Genomic DNA, 16584 nt, shown 5'->3' with positions numbered 1-16584 from the left:
GTATATTTCCCAGTTGGCTCAGAGAGTAGGACCGCAATGCTACGGCATGATTACCATTGCGAGATTCTGTTCACGTTGTGGACATATGGCGGATACGTTCGGCGGCAGGAATGCTGAGACTGGCGCGAAGAATGCCCGTTGCCGGCGGCGTGATATGAGCAGCCACCCATCCGGCAACCTGCAACCAACAACCGCCAACCGGCATACAGACGCCGCACAGCCGGCGTCCGCTAACCGACACATAGCCCGTATCAGTGCCGCATATTGGCGTACCGCATGGCACGCAACGCCTCGCGCTTGTCCTGCTCCTCGCGCAACGCCTGACGCTTGTCGAATTCCTTCTTGCCTCGGGCCAACGCGATGGCAGCCTTGACGCGCCCGTCCTTGAAATACAGACTCAACGGCACGATCGTGTATCCCTTGGCCTCGATGCCTCGGGCGAGCTTGGCGATCTGCTGACGATGCAGCAACAGCTTGCGCTTGCGCTTGGGGGCATGGTTGTTCCATGTGCCGTTCAGGTATTCGGGAATGTTGGCGCCTTCCAACCACATCTCGCCACGACGGTCGATGGAGACGAACGCCTCCGCCAACGAGGCACGCCCTTCGCGCAGCGACTTCACCTCGGTGCCGGTCAGCGCAAGTCCCGCCTCGTACTTGTCTTCGATGGCATAATCATGCCGGGCCTTCTTGTTCTGAACGATGAGCTTCTCGCCGGTCTCCTTGGCCATATCCTCCTCCTTCCTGATACTCAATAATCCCCCTCGGCATAGAGGGGAATCATCGTACTACGCGATATGTTTCGGTAGTGCTGTACGTCACAAACCCGTCGGCAAAGAGACTACCCCTCAGTCCCGCTCCGCGAGCCAGCTCGTCCCGCAATTACAGACGCGCCCCGCGCGCAACCTGCTGGCTCGCCTGTCGGCTCGCACGTTGCCTACAGACAGCTCCGCTGTCTGCTTCACGGCAACAGTCCGCCAAGGGGAGCCAAGAATAGCCACGAATCACTGACACAGGATGCCGGCTCGGTCACATAGCCCTGATGCGCTCAGTGCACGTACCAGTAGGCGCCGGCATTGGACAGCGTACGCCAACTCACGACGTATTCACCGACCACATTCATCTCGGAGATCGTCACCGTATTGCCGGAAACGGACTCCACCACCGCCACATGGCCGTAAGTGCCGTCGGCACCGGCGACCCCTGGCGGGAAGGACAAGGCCGCACCCACCTGAGGATTGTGGTCGACGCGCAGACCGTAGCCCGGCGCGGTCAGATACCATTGGCCGCCGTTGCCGAGATATGAAGGGGTCCCGATGCCCATCTGCTTACGACGGTTGTAGGCATACCATGTGCACTGGCCCCCATAGTACGCGTTGCCGTAATCACCATTCGAAGTGCCCTGACCGCCGCTGCTGCCACCCGAGCCACCTCCCGTGGTCGGCGGCACAGTCGAGGACCCGCCACCGCCTGGCTGGGTGGTACCCTGCTGACCATTATTGACCTGACCGGAAGACTGTTGCTGCTCCTTCAGATACTGCTGGTTATAGGAATCAACGCGCGAGGCGAGCAGCACCGTCTGCGCGGCCTGAGCGGCCTGCTGATCCTTCAGCGAGGACACCATGGCGGTCAGCTCGTTGCGGCGCTGCTCACCCTCCACACGCAACTGTTCCAGCGCATTGCGCTCGTTCTGCGCGGTCTCGGCAGCGGTCTGCGCTGACGCGGCCTTCTGATCGGCCTGGGTCTTCAGCGTGGAGATCTGCTTTTCGATGGCGGCCAGCCGCTCGCCACGATTCTTCGACGTGTTCAGCTCGCTTGCCGCAGAAGATGCCGCATTGGCCTCATTACGGGAGAGCGCGTCACGCGACTGCATCGAGTTCACAAAGTCCTGGGTGCTGCTCGCACCGGTCACCACGCTCATCACTTCGGATGCGCTGGAGCCGTGCATGCTTTCCCGTGCCAGTTCGGCGACAGCCGCATGCGCATCGTCGTAATCCTTACCGGTCTGCGCTATCTGCTGCTCGAGGGTCTCCTTGTCCTTTTGCGCCGCCTCAAGACGCTTGGCGGCGGCATCGGCCTCGTCCTGGGCCGCGGCGGCATCGGCGTTGGCCTGCGTCACCTTGTTCTGCGCGGCGACGATCTTGTTGTTGGTCAGATCATCCAATTCGACGATCTTATTGGCGAGCTCACTGTTCACGCCGGCCAACTGGGCCTTGAGCTGCGCCTCGCGCTGCGCCGAAGCCGCGTGCTGGTTCTGCGCATTCACCAGATTCGAATAGGTGTCCGCGGATGCAGGCTGGGCAGGAGCCACCACCAATCCGGCCACGCAGCACATGCCCGCAGTCAACGCTGCCAGAACGGGCTTCCATGTGTTCGTCGTCTTATTCATGGACGAAAAATCCTTCCTATCGCCATACAAAAGCACACCATAACATGAGAGTCTGAGAGCCGAACCACTTCCATGCCGGACTTACGCTCTCAGATAACGTCTCAGAGACACCGTGGACGCAATCACCGAAAGCAGTACCGCGCCCAGCACCAGGAACGGCGACATCATCAGCACCGTGATCTGGTTCACATACGGAATCCAAGTGACCGACTGCGCGAGCCAGCCGGTGATGAACACGCGCACGATCACCGAGAGCATCAGACACGAGAGCACCGAACCAATCAGTGACGCTATGGCGCCTTCGAGGATGAACGGCAGCCTAATGGTCCAGTTGGATGCGCCGACGTACCTCATGATCTCGGTCTCCGTACGTCTGGATGCGGCGGACATGCGGATCGTGGTGCCGGTGAGCAGAATGGCCACGAGCACCATCACGCCTGCAAGCACCGCGGTCACGGCAGTGGCACGGTTGAGCACGGCAAACACCGGATCGAATATCTGACGCTGGTCGGTGACGTCCTCGACGCCCTCCTTGCCGGACAGCACTTCCGCCACCACCTGGTATTTGGTGGGGTCCTTGAGCTTGAGCCACAGGGAATCCTGCATATCGTCGGCGGTAAGCGTACGGCCTTGGAATTCGCCGTTCGGATATTGCTTGGTGAAGGTGTTGTCGTAGAAGTCCTGTTTGCTGACGTAGTTGATGTTCGCCACCACATCGTTGAGCTCATCGCGGATGGTCTTCTGCAGATCGGTGATCTCCTTGGCGGAAGGGGCTTTGCCCGAAGCGCAGTTGGCGGATTGGCTGGTACCGTCCGGGCACAGCCAAACCACGACTTCGACCTTGTCATACCAATCGCCCTTGGCCTTGGTGATCTGGGCCTGGGTGAGCACCGAGGCGCCGATGAACAGGAACGAGATGAATGTGACCAGCGTCAGCGAAAGCAGCATGGCCACATTGCGCCGTAGATTGGTCCATGTTTCCGACAGGATGAATTGTGCGCGCATGACTCTTGCTACTTCCCCTTCTTGGCGTCCGATTCGTCGGTCGGCTCGGCGTCGGTCTTCGATGTGCCTGCGGCGGCCGCGTCGGACGATTCTCCATCCGACTGAGCCTCAGCATGCTCAGGATGCTGAGAAGACGTAGGAACCTGCCCGGCAGGTGGAGCCGGAGGCATCGGAGGCTCGGGAGGAGCCGGCGGCACCGGGTCCCGCGGCGGAGCGAACCGGGAGTCATCGGCGTTCGACGACTCGGCTTCGTCCTTCAACGGGTCGAACGCCTGCGTCTGTTCCAATGCGGCCGCCTGCTCGTCCAACGGCAATCCCTTGCCCCAGGTCAGCGTATCCTCGATGGGCGCGAAGGTCTCACCATAACGGCCGGTACGACCGGAATGCACCGAACTTGCCAATCGCGCGATGCCCTCGGACTGGCCGGCTCCCGTCTCGATGGTCTTGCTCATGGCCACCGTGTCGATCGCGGACACGGCGACGGACTCGGCGTCGGATGCGGCGACGACGTGCGACGCCACGTGGATGCGGTTGGCCTTGTCCGAGCGCGCCTCGACTTCGGCGTCCGGGAAGAACAGCGCGGAGTCATACGATCCGTGGGCCTCGTCTCGCACGATCTTGCCGTTGTGCAGCTCCACCACGCGCTTGCGCATGGAGTTGACGATCTCCTCATTATGCGTGGCCATCACCACCGTCGTGCCGGTGCGGTTGATGGAATCCAGTACCTCCATGATGCCCAGCGATGTTGTGGGATCGAGGTTGCCGGTAGGCTCGTCAGCGAGGAGGATCTGCGGATGATTCACATACGCGCGGGCGATGGCCACACGCTGCTGCTCGCCGCCGGACAGCTCATGAGGATAGTTCTTCTCCTTGCCAGTAAGTCCCACCGTATCCAGCACCTTGGGCACCAGAGACCTGATGGTGGAGCGTCGCGTACCGATCACCTCGAGCGCGAAAGCCACGTTCTCCCAGACGGTTTTGTTATTGAGTAGTTTGTAATCCTGGAATACGAATCCCAACGAACGACGGTACTGCGGCACCTGACGATTCGAAATGCGACGCAGATCGTTGCCGGCAACGCGAATCTCGCCGCTGGTGGCCTCCTCCTCACGGAGCAGGAGGCTCAGCAACGTGGTTTTGCCGGAACCGGATGCGCCGACCAGGAACACGAAATCACCACGCTCGATATCGAGGTTGATGTTGTCGAGCGCCGGGCGCGTGCCCTTCGGATAGATCTTGGACACCTTGTCCAATGAGATCAAAGCCATATTCGTTTCCTTTTATCCACGTGCGTATCCACATGTTCGCTGTTGATGGGTTCGAGTCGTCGCGCGACAGGCCGGCAGAGGGCGGGTGTTTGCCTTTACCCTTACTCTTCGGTTTCGGCAGCGCGACGCTGATCATGACGCCAGCGGATGCCTGCCTCGATGAACCCGTTGATGTCGCCATCGAACACGGCCTGCGTCTGGCTGGTCTCGTAACCGGTCCTCAGATCCTTGACCATCTGGTAGGGATGCAGCACGTAGGAACGCATCTGATCGCCCCAGCTGGCCTTGATGTCGCCCGCGAGCTCCTTCTTCTTCTTGGCCTCCTCCTCATGGCGAAGCACCAGCAGTCGGGACTGGAGCACGGCCATGGCGGACGCACGGTTCTGAATCTGCGAACGCTCGTCCTGCATGGTCACCACGATGCCGGTCGGCAAGTGGGTGATGCGCACAGCGGAATACGTGGTATTCACGCCCTGGCCGCCAGGACCGGAGGAGCAGTAGGTGTCCACGCGGATATCCGTGTCCGGGATGTCGATGTGGTCGGTCGCTTCGACCAGCGGCACCACTTCCACGGCGGCGAAGCTGGTCTGGCGGCGGCCCTGATTGTCGAACGGGGAGATGCGCACCAGTCGATGCGTGCCGCCCTCCACCGAAAGACGGCCATAGGCGTACGGCGCGTCGACCTGGAAAGTGGCGGACTTGATGCCGGCCTCTTCGGCATACGACGTGTCCATGACCTTGGCCTTGAAGCCGTTGCGTTCGCAGTAGCGCAGGTACATGCGCAGCAACATCTGCGCGAAATCGGCGGCGTCCACGCCGCCTGCGCCGGATCGGATGGTCACCACGGCGGAACGTTCGTCGTATTCGCCGTCAAGAAGGGTCTGGATCTCCATCTGGTCGAGATCCTTCTTGATTTCGCCGATCTCGTGCTGTGCGTCGTCGAGCGAATCCTGGTCCTCCTCCTCGCGGCCGAGTTCCACAAGAGTTTCCACATCGTCGATGCGCTGTCCGGCGGAGGTCAGGCGCTTGAGCTGGGATTCGGTCGCGGAAAGCTTGCTGGTGACCTTCTGCGCGTTCTCCGGATCGTCCCACAGGCCGGGGGCAGCGGCCTGCTTCTCCAGTTCCTTGATGTCGGCCTTGAGCCGATCCACGTCCAACGCCTTGGCGATGGAATCATATTTGGCCCTGGCTTCGCCTATTGCTTGGGTAAAGTCGAATTCTGCCATCGTTATACCTTCATTGTCTGTTCACGAAAATGTTCTGTTATTAATGACTATCGGCGTCTTTGGACATAAAGGCCATGAGCGAACACCGTTGCATCCTGGTGTCGCGTCATGGCCTTGCCCGGGAATCGTCACAAATCGAAACCGAGTTCTTCGGCGGCTTCAGTGGGCACCGGGTCGTTGCACCAGTAATCCTCAAGGTTCTCGTAGGTGGTCAGCGAGCGGATCTCGGCGCGGTCGATGTACAGTTCGCCGCTCAGATGGTCGGTCTCATGCTGGAAGATGCGCGCCGGCCAACCGTGCAGCTGTTCCGCGTGATGGTTGCCTTCCTCATCGTCCCATTCGGCGGTGATGTCGAGCCAGCGCTTGCGCACGGCCTGATATCCATCGAAGCTCAGGCAGCCTTCATAGAAGGATGCGGTCTTCTCCCCCACGGGGGTGTACTTCGGGTTGATGATGACGTGGAACGGGAACTCCGCGATTTCGCGCGGATCGTCCTCATCATCGCGTACATGGTCCTCGACCACGGCGAGCGCGAGCCCCAATCCGATCTGTGTGGCCGCCAGACCTACGCCCGGAGCCTCGAGCATGGTCGTATGCATGGCATCGATGAGCTTGGTGAGCGTGTGCTTGGACAGCTGCCCGGTATAGGCTGCGGTCTGCTGACGCAGCACCGGCTCGCCTGCCTGCACGATGGGCAGGATACGCTCCTTGCCGCCGGTTTTGATGAGCTGCTCAACGTCACGGTTGAGCGCGATGTCGACTTTCGCGTTTTTCCCGAACATTACAGCGCGAGCTCCTCGGCCACGATCTTGGCCAGACGGGTGCAGACTTCGTCGGCGTAGGCCTGTGTGGCGGCTTCGGCCATCACGCGCACCAGCGGCTCGGTGCCGGAGGGGCGCAGCAGCACGCGGCCGGAGTCGCCCAGCAGCTCCTCCTCGTGCTTCACCGCGGCCTGGATGCGCGGGTTGGTGGAAGCCGCCATCTTATCCACGTTCGGCACGTTGATCAGGGTCTGGGGCAGCTGCGGGAAGTCGGCAGCAAGCTCCTTGAGGCTCTTGCCGGACTTGACGACTTCGTTGCACAGGGTCAGTGCGGTCAGGGTGCCGTCGCCGGTGGTGGCGAACTCGCGGTTGATCACGTGGCCGGACTGTTCACCGCCGAGCGAATAGCCGCCCTTGAGCATCTCCTCAAGCACGTAGCGATCACCCACGGAGGTTTCCACGGTCTTGATGCCCATATCCTTCAGGGCAAGCTTCAGACCGAGGTTGCTCATCACCGTGACCACAAGGGTGTCATGGTTGAGCTTGCCTTCGCGCTTCTTGGCGCGGGCCAGAATGCCCATGATCTGATCGCCGTTGACCATGTTGCCGTCCTCGTCCACCGCGAGGCAGCGGTCGGCGTCGCCGTCGAAAGCCACGCCCATCACGGCATCGGTGGCCTTGACCATGGCCTGCAGCTGTTCGGGATGCGTGGACCCGGCATTCTTGTTGATGTTGTAGCCGTCCGGGGAGGCGTTGATCACGATGACGTCCGCTCCTGCGCGGCGCAACGCTTCGGGGGCCACCACCGAGGTGGCACCGTTGGCGCAATCGGCCACGATCTTGAGACCCTTGAGCGGCTTCGGCTGGGTCTGGTCGTCGTTGAGAGGGGCGATGGTGGAGACGAGATGGTCGATGTACAGGTTGGTGGCGGTGGTCTGGTCGTGGCTCACGCGGCCGACACCGGCACCTGTCGGACGCTCCCAGTCCTGGCCGAGCACGGCTTCGATCTCGTCTTCCTTTTCGTCGGGCAGCTTGAATCCGCCGCGGGCGAAGAACTTGATGCCGTTGTCGGGCATGGGGTTGTGCGAAGCGGAAATCACCGCGCCCATCTCCACGTTGAGCACGGAGGTCAGATAGGCGACGCCCGGGGTGGGGATGATGCCGGCGTCGATCACGTCGAAGCCGCCTGCGGACATGCCGGCAGCGAGCGCGGACGCTAGAAAATCACCGGAAACACGGGTATCACGTCCCACCAGCGCACGCCGGCGTCCTTCAGGCTGGTCGTCCTGAGTGCCGGCATCACCCAGCACACGCACTGCTGCGTCACCCAGATCAAGTGCCAGGCGTGCAGTCAAATCCTTGTTGGCCAATCCGCGAACACCATCGGTTCCAAACATTTTCGGCATACTATTGCATCCTTCGCTTGAGCGGCCTCATGCCGTCTCGTCCTATAACGTGCACCATGGTAATCGGGCGACCCCACGAATGCATGCCGTTTTGCACAATACTGCTCAATTCGGTTGCATTTGGCATGCGGGGGCCGCGAACGCACTATCCATGAACGCACCGAGGAGCATAGCGCCCCGGCAGAAAGTCTTCATGGGCCGCTTCAAACGCAATTGGCTCCCCTTCCTCACGCGAAGCCAGGAAAGGGAGCCAATCAGATCAGCGCGTATTCCGGCGGCATCTCAATGCCGGAGCGTTGCCGTGTCAGAGTGCCACCGTGTCAGAGTGCGGCGTTGTAGTCGCGCACTGCGAGCGTGCGATGCGAGGAGGCCACATTCTCCACGATCAAGCGCTTCAGCGCATTGTCCGCGGCGAAGTGTTCCTCCAGCCATGCATCGCCCAACTTGGTCAGGGTGGCGGGATCGGCATACCCGGGGTACAGCCCGTTCAACAGGGCTTCCGCCATGTGGTAGGTCTTGTTGGCCCAGATCCAATCCACCGTCTCGAAGTACCTGGCGGCGAACGGTTCGGCGAGATCGGGGCGCGGCGTGGCGGAGAATCCACGAGCGACGGCCTCGAGCTGCGCATTGGTCAGCTCGCTGTTGTTGAGCGCCTCGTTCCAAGCCCATTCCTTGGCCTCGGCGGTGGCCTTGACCGCGCGGGCACCAAGCGCGAACTCACGGTTTTCGGTGGTGTCCCTCTTGGCGAGCTGCGCCTCGATGTCGCTGTCGCCGAATTCGTTCACCGACGCCAGCGCATTGACGATCGTCCAAGTGAAGTTGTTGTCGATGTCAAGGCCGTCAAGCGTCACCGTGCCGTCCAGCAGACCGTGCGCGTTGGCGGCGAATGCGGCATCGCCCTCCTCTCCATAGCCGAGGTAGGCGGTGATGAGCTGGAACTGGGTGTCCGACCCCGCCTCCGCGGCATTGGCCAGGGTCCACAGTTCGGCAGCGACGTGGCGCAACACCTCCTCGCGGCGGGCCGGTGCCACATAATGGTGAGCAGTGGTGCTCATGCAGGCGAGGGCGTAACGGAATGTGGTGGATTCGGTTTCGGTGGCCAGCAGACGCAGCGTCATGTCGACGAACCGTTCGGCCGGGAACTCGCCGTCACGGGTCATATCCCAGAAGGCCAGCCAGGTCACCGCACGAGCCAGGGCATCACCGAATCGATGCAGGTTGGCTTCGGCGAACGCCTGGGATTCGGCGTCGAAACGAATCTTGGTGTAGGTCAGGTCGTCGTCGTTCACCAGAATGAATGCGGGGCGCTTCTTGCCCTCCGCCGACTGGACCAGTGTGGTCTCGCCGTCCACGTCCAGCTCGAACTGGTCGGTGCGCACGACCGTGCCGCTGTCCTTATCTTCGTTGTAGAAGCCGACGGCCAGACGGTGCGGACGCAATACCGGATGCTCGTCGGGTGCGGTCTGCGTGAGCTTCAGCTCGGCGATGGTGCCGTTCCTGCCCTCCTGGACACTCGCGGCGATGGTGTTGATGCCGGATTCCTCCAGCCACTTGGCGCTCCATGCCTTGAGGTCGCGTCCGGAGGTATTCTCCAGCTCGTGCAGGAGGTCGGCCAACGTGGCGTTGGAGTAGGCATGACGGTTGAGATAGTTGTTGATGCCGGCGAAGAACTGCTGACGGCCTACGTAGAAGGCGAGCTGCTTGAGCACGGAGGCGCCCTTGGCATAGGTGATGCCGTCGAAGTTCACATAGGTGTCGTTCAGATCGTTGATCGGCGCGACGATCGGGTGCGTGGTAGGCAGCTGATCCTGACGAAGCGCCCAGCTCTTCTCGCCGGAGCAGAAGGTGGCCCAGGCGTCATGCCATTCGGTGGCTTCGGCGGTGGCCAATGTGGACGTGAACTCGGCGAAGGATTCGTTGAGCCACAGGTCATTCCACCACTTCATGGTCACGTAATCGCCGAACCACATGTGCGCCAGCTCGTGGAGCACGGTCACCACACGGCGCTCGGCCAGAGCGTCGGTCACCTTGGATTCGAACACGTAGGAGTCACGGATGGTGACCATGCCGATGTTCTCCATGGCGCCCGCATTGTATTCTGGCACGTAGATCTGGTCGAACTTGGCGTACGGGTACGGCACGCCCCAGGTCTTGGCGTAGAAGGCGAAGCCCTTCTTGGTGATGTCGAACAGGTAGTCCACATCCTTGGCGAAGGCCTCGGCCAGAGACTGGCGGCAGTACTGGGCCATGGGCACGGTACGGCCGTCCTCGTTGTGATATTCGGTATGCCATTGCGCGTACGGACCGGCGCAGATGGCGGTCAGGTAGGAGCTCATCACCGGGGTCGGTTGGAACTTCCACAGACGGCTGGTCTCGTTCGGCTTCTCGCCCAACGTGCCATCGAGGGTTTCGCGCGGATCATCCTCAACGCTTGCCTCCGGCATGTTGGATGTCACGATCCAGCTGGCCGGCGCGAGCACCTTGAAATCGAACGTGGCCTTGAGATCGGGCTGGTCGAAGACGGCATAGACGCGGCGGGCGTCCGGGACCTCGAACTGGGAGTAGAGGTAGATGTTGCCGTCCGACGGGTCCACTGAACGGTGCAGGCCTTCGCCGGTGTTGGAGTACCGGCACAGGGCGGTGACGGTCACTTCGTTCTTGGTCTTCAGACCGGTCAGTTCGATGCGATTGTCCTGATACGCCTTTGCCGGATCCAGCGGCGTGCCATTGAGCTCGATGGCGGTGACCTCATCGGCGATAAGGTCCAGGAACGTGGATGAGCCTTCCTGCGCATTGAAACAGATCAGCGCCTTGGAACCGAAGTTCTTCGGGCCGACCGTCAAGTCAAGATCGACATGATAGTGAATCGGCGCTTCGACTACCGCCTTGCGCTCCTCGGCCTCAACGCGGGTCAGATTAGAACCGGGCATGCTGTGCGATACTCCTTATGCTCGTACCTGTGTTGTTTCGGATTCGATGTTCGGATGTTCGGATGTTCGGATTCGTACGAAATCGACGAACCGAATCATTAGTTGTTCGGTATGCTTGCGGCGCGTATCACGGGGATACGCGCCGGAGGCTGATAACTACTGGTGACTGCTGGCCTTCTGCCGATGGCTGTCCATGGACTATTGACGACTACTGGTTGTTGTCGGCGATTTCGACATCCTGGGCGATATCGGCCACAACGGGCACGATCATCGGCTTGCGGTGCAGCTGTCGGGCGACCCAGCCACCAAGCGTACGGCGCATGATCTGCTGCAGCTTGTACGTGTCCTTGGTGCCTTGCATCATCGCGTCGTTCAATTGCTCGACGATCTGGCCGCAGACCCGGTCGAATTCGCTTTCGTCTTCGGCCACGGCGTTCAGATAGATCTTCGGTCCGGTGACGACCTCGCGATTGTCGGTGTCCACCACCACGAACGCGGAGACGAAGCCCTCGGTGCCGAGGATGCGGCGCTTCTCCAGCTCTTCGTCGGTCAGCTCGCCCACCGAATCACCATCGACATACACGTAGCCGCACGGCACGGAGCCGACGACCGCGGCCTTGCCATGATAGAGGTCGACCACGTCGCCGTCTTCCGCCAATACCACGTTCTGCGGATCGACACCGGTCTTGACCGCGATCAGGCCATTGGCCACCAGATGGCGGTTCTCACCGTGGATAGGCATGGCGCACTTGGGCTTGACGATGTTGTACATGTACAGCAGCTCGCCCTCATTGCAGTGGCCGGACACGTGCACGGCGGCATTGTCTCGGTTGACGACCTTGGCGCCAAGCTGCACGAGCTTGTTGATCACCTTGTAGACGCCGTGCTCGTTGCCGGGAATCAGGGAGCTGGCAAGAATCACCGTATCGAACTCGTTGATATGGATGTCACGGTGGTTGCCGTCCGCGATGCGGCCGAGGGCGGCCATCGGTTCGCCTTGGGAACCGGTGCACATGTAGACGAGTTTGTCGTCCTGGATGTCGTTGGCCTGCTTGAGGTCGACCACAGTGCCTTCGGGAATGTGCAGGTAGCCGAGATCGGCAGCGATGGACATGTTGCGCACCATGGAACGTCCGACGAACACGACTTTGCGGCCGTACTTATGGGCGGCGTCCACCACCTGCTGCACGCGATGCACGTGGGAGGAGAAGCTTGCCACGATGATCTTGCGAGTGGCCTGGGCGAACGCCTGATCCAGTGCCGGACCGATGGAGGTCTCCGGCTTGACGAAGCCGGGAACCTCGGCGTTGGTGGAGTCCATCATCAGCAGGTCCACGCCTTTTTCGCCGATCTTGCCGAATTCCACCAGATCGGTGATGCGATGGTCGAGAGGAAGCTGGTCAAGCTTGATGTCTCCCGTGTCGATCAGCGATCCGGCCGGGGTCTTGACATAGACGGCGAGGGCGTCCGGGATGGAATGGGTCACATTGACGAATTCGAGGTCGAAGGGACCGACCTTGAGCTTCTCACGGCCGGTCACCTCCACCTTGGTGGGGTTCTGATGGTGCTCCTTGCACTTGGCGTCCACGAAGGCGAGCGTCAGCTTGGAACCGATCAGCGGGATGTCCGGACGGAGCTTGAGCAGGTACGGCACGCCGCCGATATGATCTTCATGGCCATGGGTCAGCACCAGAGCGTCCACTTTGTCGAGACGGTTCTTGATGTAGCTGAAGTCAGGCAGAATCAGGTCGACGCCGGGCTGTTCCTCCTCGGGGAACAATACACCGCAGTCGATGAGCAGCAGGTGACCGTTGTATTCGATCACGTTCATGTTACGGCCGATTTCGCCCAAGCCACCGAGCGGCGTGATGCGCATGGAGCCCTTGCGGTACTTCGGAGGCGCAATCAGCACGGCATCCTGCTGGGGAGCGGTAGGTGCCTGATTGATCTTGCGGGACGGGGTGCGGCCGCCGTCGCTCCTGTTGTTCCTGCGGTTGGAGCTGCGGCGGCGTGAATTGCTGTTTCTGGTTGTGTTCTTGTGTTCTTGTGCCATATCTTCTTGGATTTTCTGTTGTTATGCCTCTGCTCTGTCATGCAGGGGCGGCGGGCTGGCAACCCGTTACAGCAGTCCGGCAGCGCGCATGCCCTCTTCAGCCTTATCGAGCTGAGTGGCGTCGGGCCCGATATTCGGCAGACGCATGACGGTGGAGGGAATATAACCCTTGACCTTGAGCGCGGCCTTGGCCATGACGGCCTGATAGCCGTCACCGTTCAACGCGTGGACGAGAGGCGCAAGCTGGTTGGCAAGACGACGGGCAGTGGTGATATCGCCACGGTCGAATGCCTGGACAAGCTGCTGCATGGGGTTGGAGGCGACGTGGGCGATCACGGAGATGATGCCGACGGCGCCAATGGAAAGGAACGGCAGGAACAGGCCGTCATCGCCGGAATACCAGGCGAGACCTGTGCGCTGCTGCTTCTCCACTGCGGCTGCAAGATCGCCGGTGGCGTCCTTGACAGCCTTGACGTGTTCGAGTTCGGCCAGACGGTCGTATGTCTCGACCTTGACCTTCAAACCGGTACGGCCGGGAACATCGTAGACGATGATCGGCTTCTCGGCTGATTCGTCGACGGCTTTGTAATGACCGACGACACCGTCCTGCGAAGGACGGGAGTAATACGGCATGACGACGAGCACCGCGTCAGCGCCCGCTTCCTGGGTCTGCTCGACCATGCGAACCGTATGAGCGGTGTCGTTGGAGCCGGCTCCGGAAATCACCGGAACGGTCACGGCCTCCTTGACGGCCCTGACCAGTTCGACTTTCTCTTCCATGTGGGTGACAGGCGATTCACCGGTGGTGCCGTTGACCACCAGACCGTCTGCACCGTCCTCGACCAAATGCTTGGCGAGCGCGACCGCCGCATCGAAATCGACACTGCCATCCGCCTTCATAGGCGTGACCATCGCCGGCAGAATACGACCGAAAGGCGCTGGGTCAAGAAGATGCATATCATGCTCGCTCATAATGTTCACCGTACTTCCCGTTGTGGACTCTTCATCATTGATTGTCATTGATTGTCATTGATTCATTTACGATTGTCTGCGTTATGGCTGCGGCCGATTAGCCACCGCGCCGCAAGGTGCCTGTGAACGGCCGAGTGATGAACGGCCGGGCAGGGCACGCGCGTTGTTCGATGATCTGCGAACCGGCGTCCGCCGAATCACAGATCAAGGAAGTGATCGAGCCCGACTGTCAGCCCGGCCGGGGCGTCGGATGCGAGCTTGCGCACGGCGAGCAGCACTCCCGGCATGAAACTGGTGCGGTCGAAGCTGTCCGCACGGATGGTCAGCTGCTCCCCCGCATTGCCGAACAGCACCTCCTCATGTGCATTGAGCCCGCGCAGGCGGACGGCATGGACATGGATGCCGTCGATGACCTGGCCGCGCGAACCGCCGTCGGTTTCGGTGGCGTCCGGCACCGGAGCCAATCCAGCGGCCTTGCGCGCCTCGGCGATGCCTCGTGCGGTGTGGATGGCGGTGCCGGATGGCGCATCCACCTTGGTAGGATGATGCAGTTCGATGACCTCTGCGGATTCGAAGTACTTGGCCGCTTTGACGGCGAAGTAGTCGGCCAATACGGCGGAAATAGCAAAGTTCGGGGCGATGAACACCTTCTGTGTCAGAGGCTTGGGACCTTGGGCGATGGCGTCCCTGACCTGAGACAGTTTCTCGTCAGTCCAACCGGTGGTGCCGACGACGATATCCACGCCCTGACCGATGAGGGTGAGCACATTGTTCAGGCTGACGCTGGGCACGGTGAACTCCACCACCACGTCGGTGTTGTCGGCATCGATCTGCGTCAGATCATCACCTGCGTCCAAGGCCAAGGCCAACTGTGTGTCTTCGGCGTTGTTCACCGCCTCGACCACATGCGAACCCATACGGCCCTTGGCACCGACTACGGAAACTCTGATCATGTCTATCCCCCTGTTTCAGGTCAGGCGCGTATTGCTTGCTGTATTGCCGTTGTATTGCCGGTAAAACGGCAACCAGCCTATCACCGGACAGCGTACGCGCCACACGAATGTCCAATATGGCGGACGCGGCGACACCGGCTGCGACGAACGCAACGGCATCAACAGACCGGAGATCAACGAAGCCGCCATGTCAACCGGTCATCCACTGTCGTCAATCACGTCGTCTGGCGAGCCACCAACCTACAAGGGCAAGGGGCACCGCCGCCAGCGTGAACAGGAACGGCAGCATCATGCCGACATGCGGACCGGCTGCATCCAATGCGATGCCCGCCACCGACGATCCAATCGAAGTGCCTACGGTACCTGCCGTGGTCACCCAGCTCAGTCCCTCGGTCAGGGATTGAGCAGGTACCAGATCCTTGACGATGAGATTACCTGTGGCGAACAGCGGCGACACGGTCAGTCCGGCGAGTATCTCCACCAGTCCGAGCAGAAGAAGGTTGTCCATGGTGATGCGGAAGAACACGTATCCCACGGTGAGCAACGCGAGGAACATCACCATGTGCGCCCAATGCGAGCCTTTGAGCTGACGCGACCCGAAGACCAGGGCGCCGATGCATGACCCAAGCGCGAACATGGCCAGCTGGAGGCCCAGGAACGGTTCGAGGCCAAGCGCCTTCATGGATGCGGTGATCGACACATCGAATGAGGTGAAGCTCATGTTGAACACGATGAACACGGCAAGCAACGGCAGCACTCCCGCATAGAGCAAGGCGCTTCTGGGCTTGGCGCCTTGCATTTTCAGCTGGCGCAGCGTCAGCTGGTCGGCAACCGGTGCGGCGGTATCGGTGCCAGCGGCGCCGCCGGTGCCATTGGTGCCATTGCCCATCGTGGCATCTGATGCCTGACGCCGCCGGTCCGATGCGTCGTCGATGGACACCGTCTCCACAAGGAGGCGAGGCTGGGTCGATTTCAGCGAGAAGAACACGGTTCCGCCGATGCCGCATGCGAGTGTAGGCACGAACAGCTGGGATACCGGATGCACCGAGGTGGCGAGCCATGCCGCAAGGATCGGCCCCAGGATGAACACGACCTCATCGATGGCGGCTTCCATGGCATATGCGGTGTTGAGCAGCTGCTCGCCGTCCTCCACATCGCGCAAGGCGTATGACCATCGAGTTCTGACCAATGCACCGAATGAGAACTGCGTGAGCCCCATGATGATGGCCAGCACGAACAGCAGCGCAATGGGCACCCGAACCAGCGCGGCAAACGCGAATCCCAGCATGGCCGCGATCTGGACGGCGAGCGCCAGCCGTCCGACACGAGCTTGTCCGAACCGGTCGAACGCACGCGCGTAGAACGGTGTGACACAGGACATGGCGAGCACATATACCGCGCTCATGGTGCCGGCGATGGTCCAATTGTCGTACAGATGATTCAATGCCAGCACGATGCCGAGGCTCATCATGGAAATCGGCAGACGGGCCACGGCACCGGAAAGGCAGAACGCCTTGGTGCCAGGCAGTGCGAACAGACGCCGATATGGCGATGGGGTGGGATACGACTTGGTAACAGCTCGAGCCGTAGACACGTATTACTCCTTACTGGTGGGTTCTCCGGC

At 61.1% G+C, this 16584-nt stretch carries 12 protein-coding genes; all 12 read right to left on the bottom strand.

What is annotated here, in order from left to right; all coding sequences use genetic code 11:
- Nucleotides 1–251 precede the first annotated feature (251 nt).
- The gene (gene smpB / locus BW09_RS03825; protein ID WP_044090122.1) at nucleotides 252–728 is read right to left on the bottom strand and encodes an SsrA-binding protein SmpB; all 477 of its coding nucleotides are present in this window, start codon (nucleotides 726–728) and stop codon (nucleotides 252–254) included.
- A gap of 317 nt (nucleotides 729–1045) precedes the next feature.
- Complete coding sequence (locus BW09_RS03820) at nucleotides 1046–2386, bottom strand: CHAP domain-containing protein (protein WP_044090121.1); 1341 nt, start codon at nucleotides 2384–2386, stop codon at nucleotides 1046–1048.
- A gap of 81 nt (nucleotides 2387–2467) precedes the next feature.
- On the bottom strand, nucleotides 2468–3391 hold the full coding sequence (gene ftsX / locus BW09_RS03815) for a permease-like cell division protein FtsX (RefSeq protein WP_044090120.1): 924 nt from the start codon (nucleotides 3389–3391) through the stop codon (nucleotides 2468–2470).
- 8 nt (nucleotides 3392–3399) lie between these two features.
- Nucleotides 3400–4659: a cell division ATP-binding protein FtsE gene (gene ftsE / locus BW09_RS03810; protein ID WP_044090119.1), complete on the bottom strand. Its 1260-nt coding sequence runs from the start codon at nucleotides 4657–4659 to the stop codon at nucleotides 3400–3402.
- A 101-nt stretch (nucleotides 4660–4760) separates the two neighbouring features.
- Nucleotides 4761–5885, bottom strand: a complete 1125-nt coding sequence (prfB, locus tag BW09_RS03805; RefSeq protein WP_044090118.1) for a peptide chain release factor 2 — start codon at nucleotides 5883–5885, stop codon at nucleotides 4761–4763.
- A gap of 128 nt (nucleotides 5886–6013) precedes the next feature.
- Nucleotides 6014–6667 (bottom strand): peptide deformylase, encoded by a 654-nt coding sequence (locus BW09_RS03800; protein ID WP_044090117.1) that lies wholly within the window; start codon nucleotides 6665–6667, stop codon nucleotides 6014–6016.
- The gene (gene glmM, locus BW09_RS03795) at nucleotides 6667–8052 is read right to left on the bottom strand and encodes a phosphoglucosamine mutase (RefSeq protein ID WP_044090115.1); all 1386 of its coding nucleotides are present in this window, start codon (nucleotides 8050–8052) and stop codon (nucleotides 6667–6669) included. The genes BW09_RS03800 and glmM overlap by 1 nt, the downstream gene beginning before the upstream one ends.
- A 320-nt stretch (nucleotides 8053–8372) precedes the next feature.
- Complete coding sequence (pepN, locus tag BW09_RS03790; RefSeq protein ID WP_044090114.1) at nucleotides 8373–10982, bottom strand: aminopeptidase N; 2610 nt, start codon at nucleotides 10980–10982, stop codon at nucleotides 8373–8375.
- Nucleotides 10983–11190: 208 nt separating this feature from the next.
- Nucleotides 11191–13035 (bottom strand): ribonuclease J, encoded by a 1845-nt coding sequence (locus BW09_RS03785; protein ID WP_044090113.1) that lies wholly within the window; start codon nucleotides 13033–13035, stop codon nucleotides 11191–11193.
- Nucleotides 13036–13101: 66 nt separating this feature from the next.
- The gene (gene dapA, locus BW09_RS03780) at nucleotides 13102–14007 is read right to left on the bottom strand and encodes a 4-hydroxy-tetrahydrodipicolinate synthase (protein WP_044090136.1); all 906 of its coding nucleotides are present in this window, start codon (nucleotides 14005–14007) and stop codon (nucleotides 13102–13104) included.
- 197 nt (nucleotides 14008–14204) lie between these two features.
- Nucleotides 14205–14960, bottom strand: coding sequence for a 4-hydroxy-tetrahydrodipicolinate reductase (dapB, locus tag BW09_RS03775; RefSeq protein ID WP_044090112.1), 756 nt, complete (start codon nucleotides 14958–14960; stop codon nucleotides 14205–14207).
- Between the two features lie 211 nt (nucleotides 14961–15171).
- Nucleotides 15172–16554 carry an MFS transporter gene (locus BW09_RS03770; RefSeq protein ID WP_044090111.1) on the bottom strand — a complete coding sequence of 461 codons (1383 nt, stop codon included), beginning with the start codon at nucleotides 16552–16554 and terminating at the stop codon, nucleotides 15172–15174.
- Nucleotides 16555–16584: the final 30 nt, after the last annotated feature.

The organism is Bifidobacterium sp. UTCIF-1 (assembly GCF_006408915.1).
In the GTDB taxonomy this organism is placed as follows: Bacteria; Actinomycetota; Actinomycetes; order Actinomycetales; family Bifidobacteriaceae; genus Bifidobacterium; species Bifidobacterium reuteri.
The sequence above is the reverse complement of the archived record's forward strand: the minus strand, read 5'-3'. Positions and strand labels throughout refer to the sequence as shown.

Excerpts from the sequence above, each read along its gene's own strand:
- smpB (WP_044090122.1), bottom strand. The coding sequence starts at position 728 with ATGGCCAAGGAGACCGGCGAGAAGCTCATCGTTCAGAACAAGAAGGCC.
- BW09_RS03820 (WP_044090121.1), bottom strand. The coding sequence starts at position 2,386 with ATGAATAAGACGACGAACACATGGAAGCCCGTTCTGGCAGCGTTGACT.
- ftsX (WP_044090120.1), bottom strand. The coding sequence starts at position 3,391 with ATGCGCGCACAATTCATCCTGTCGGAAACATGGACCAATCTACGGCGC.
- ftsE (WP_044090119.1), bottom strand. The coding sequence starts at position 4,659 with ATGGCTTTGATCTCATTGGACAAGGTGTCCAAGATCTATCCGAAGGGC.
- prfB (WP_044090118.1), bottom strand. The coding sequence starts at position 5,885 with ATGGCAGAATTCGACTTTACCCAAGCAATAGGCGAAGCCAGGGCCAAA.
- BW09_RS03800 (WP_044090117.1), bottom strand. The coding sequence starts at position 6,667 with ATGTTCGGGAAAAACGCGAAAGTCGACATCGCGCTCAACCGTGACGTT.
- glmM (WP_044090115.1), bottom strand. The coding sequence starts at position 8,052 with ATGCCGAAAATGTTTGGAACCGATGGTGTTCGCGGATTGGCCAACAAG.
- pepN (WP_044090114.1), bottom strand. The coding sequence starts at position 10,982 with ATGCCCGGTTCTAATCTGACCCGCGTTGAGGCCGAGGAGCGCAAGGCG.
- BW09_RS03785 (WP_044090113.1), bottom strand. The coding sequence starts at position 13,035 with ATGGCACAAGAACACAAGAACACAACCAGAAACAGCAATTCACGCCGC.
- dapA (WP_044090136.1), bottom strand. The coding sequence starts at position 14,007 with ATGAGCGAGCATGATATGCATCTTCTTGACCCAGCGCCTTTCGGTCGT.
- dapB (WP_044090112.1), bottom strand. The coding sequence starts at position 14,960 with ATGATCAGAGTTTCCGTAGTCGGTGCCAAGGGCCGTATGGGTTCGCAT.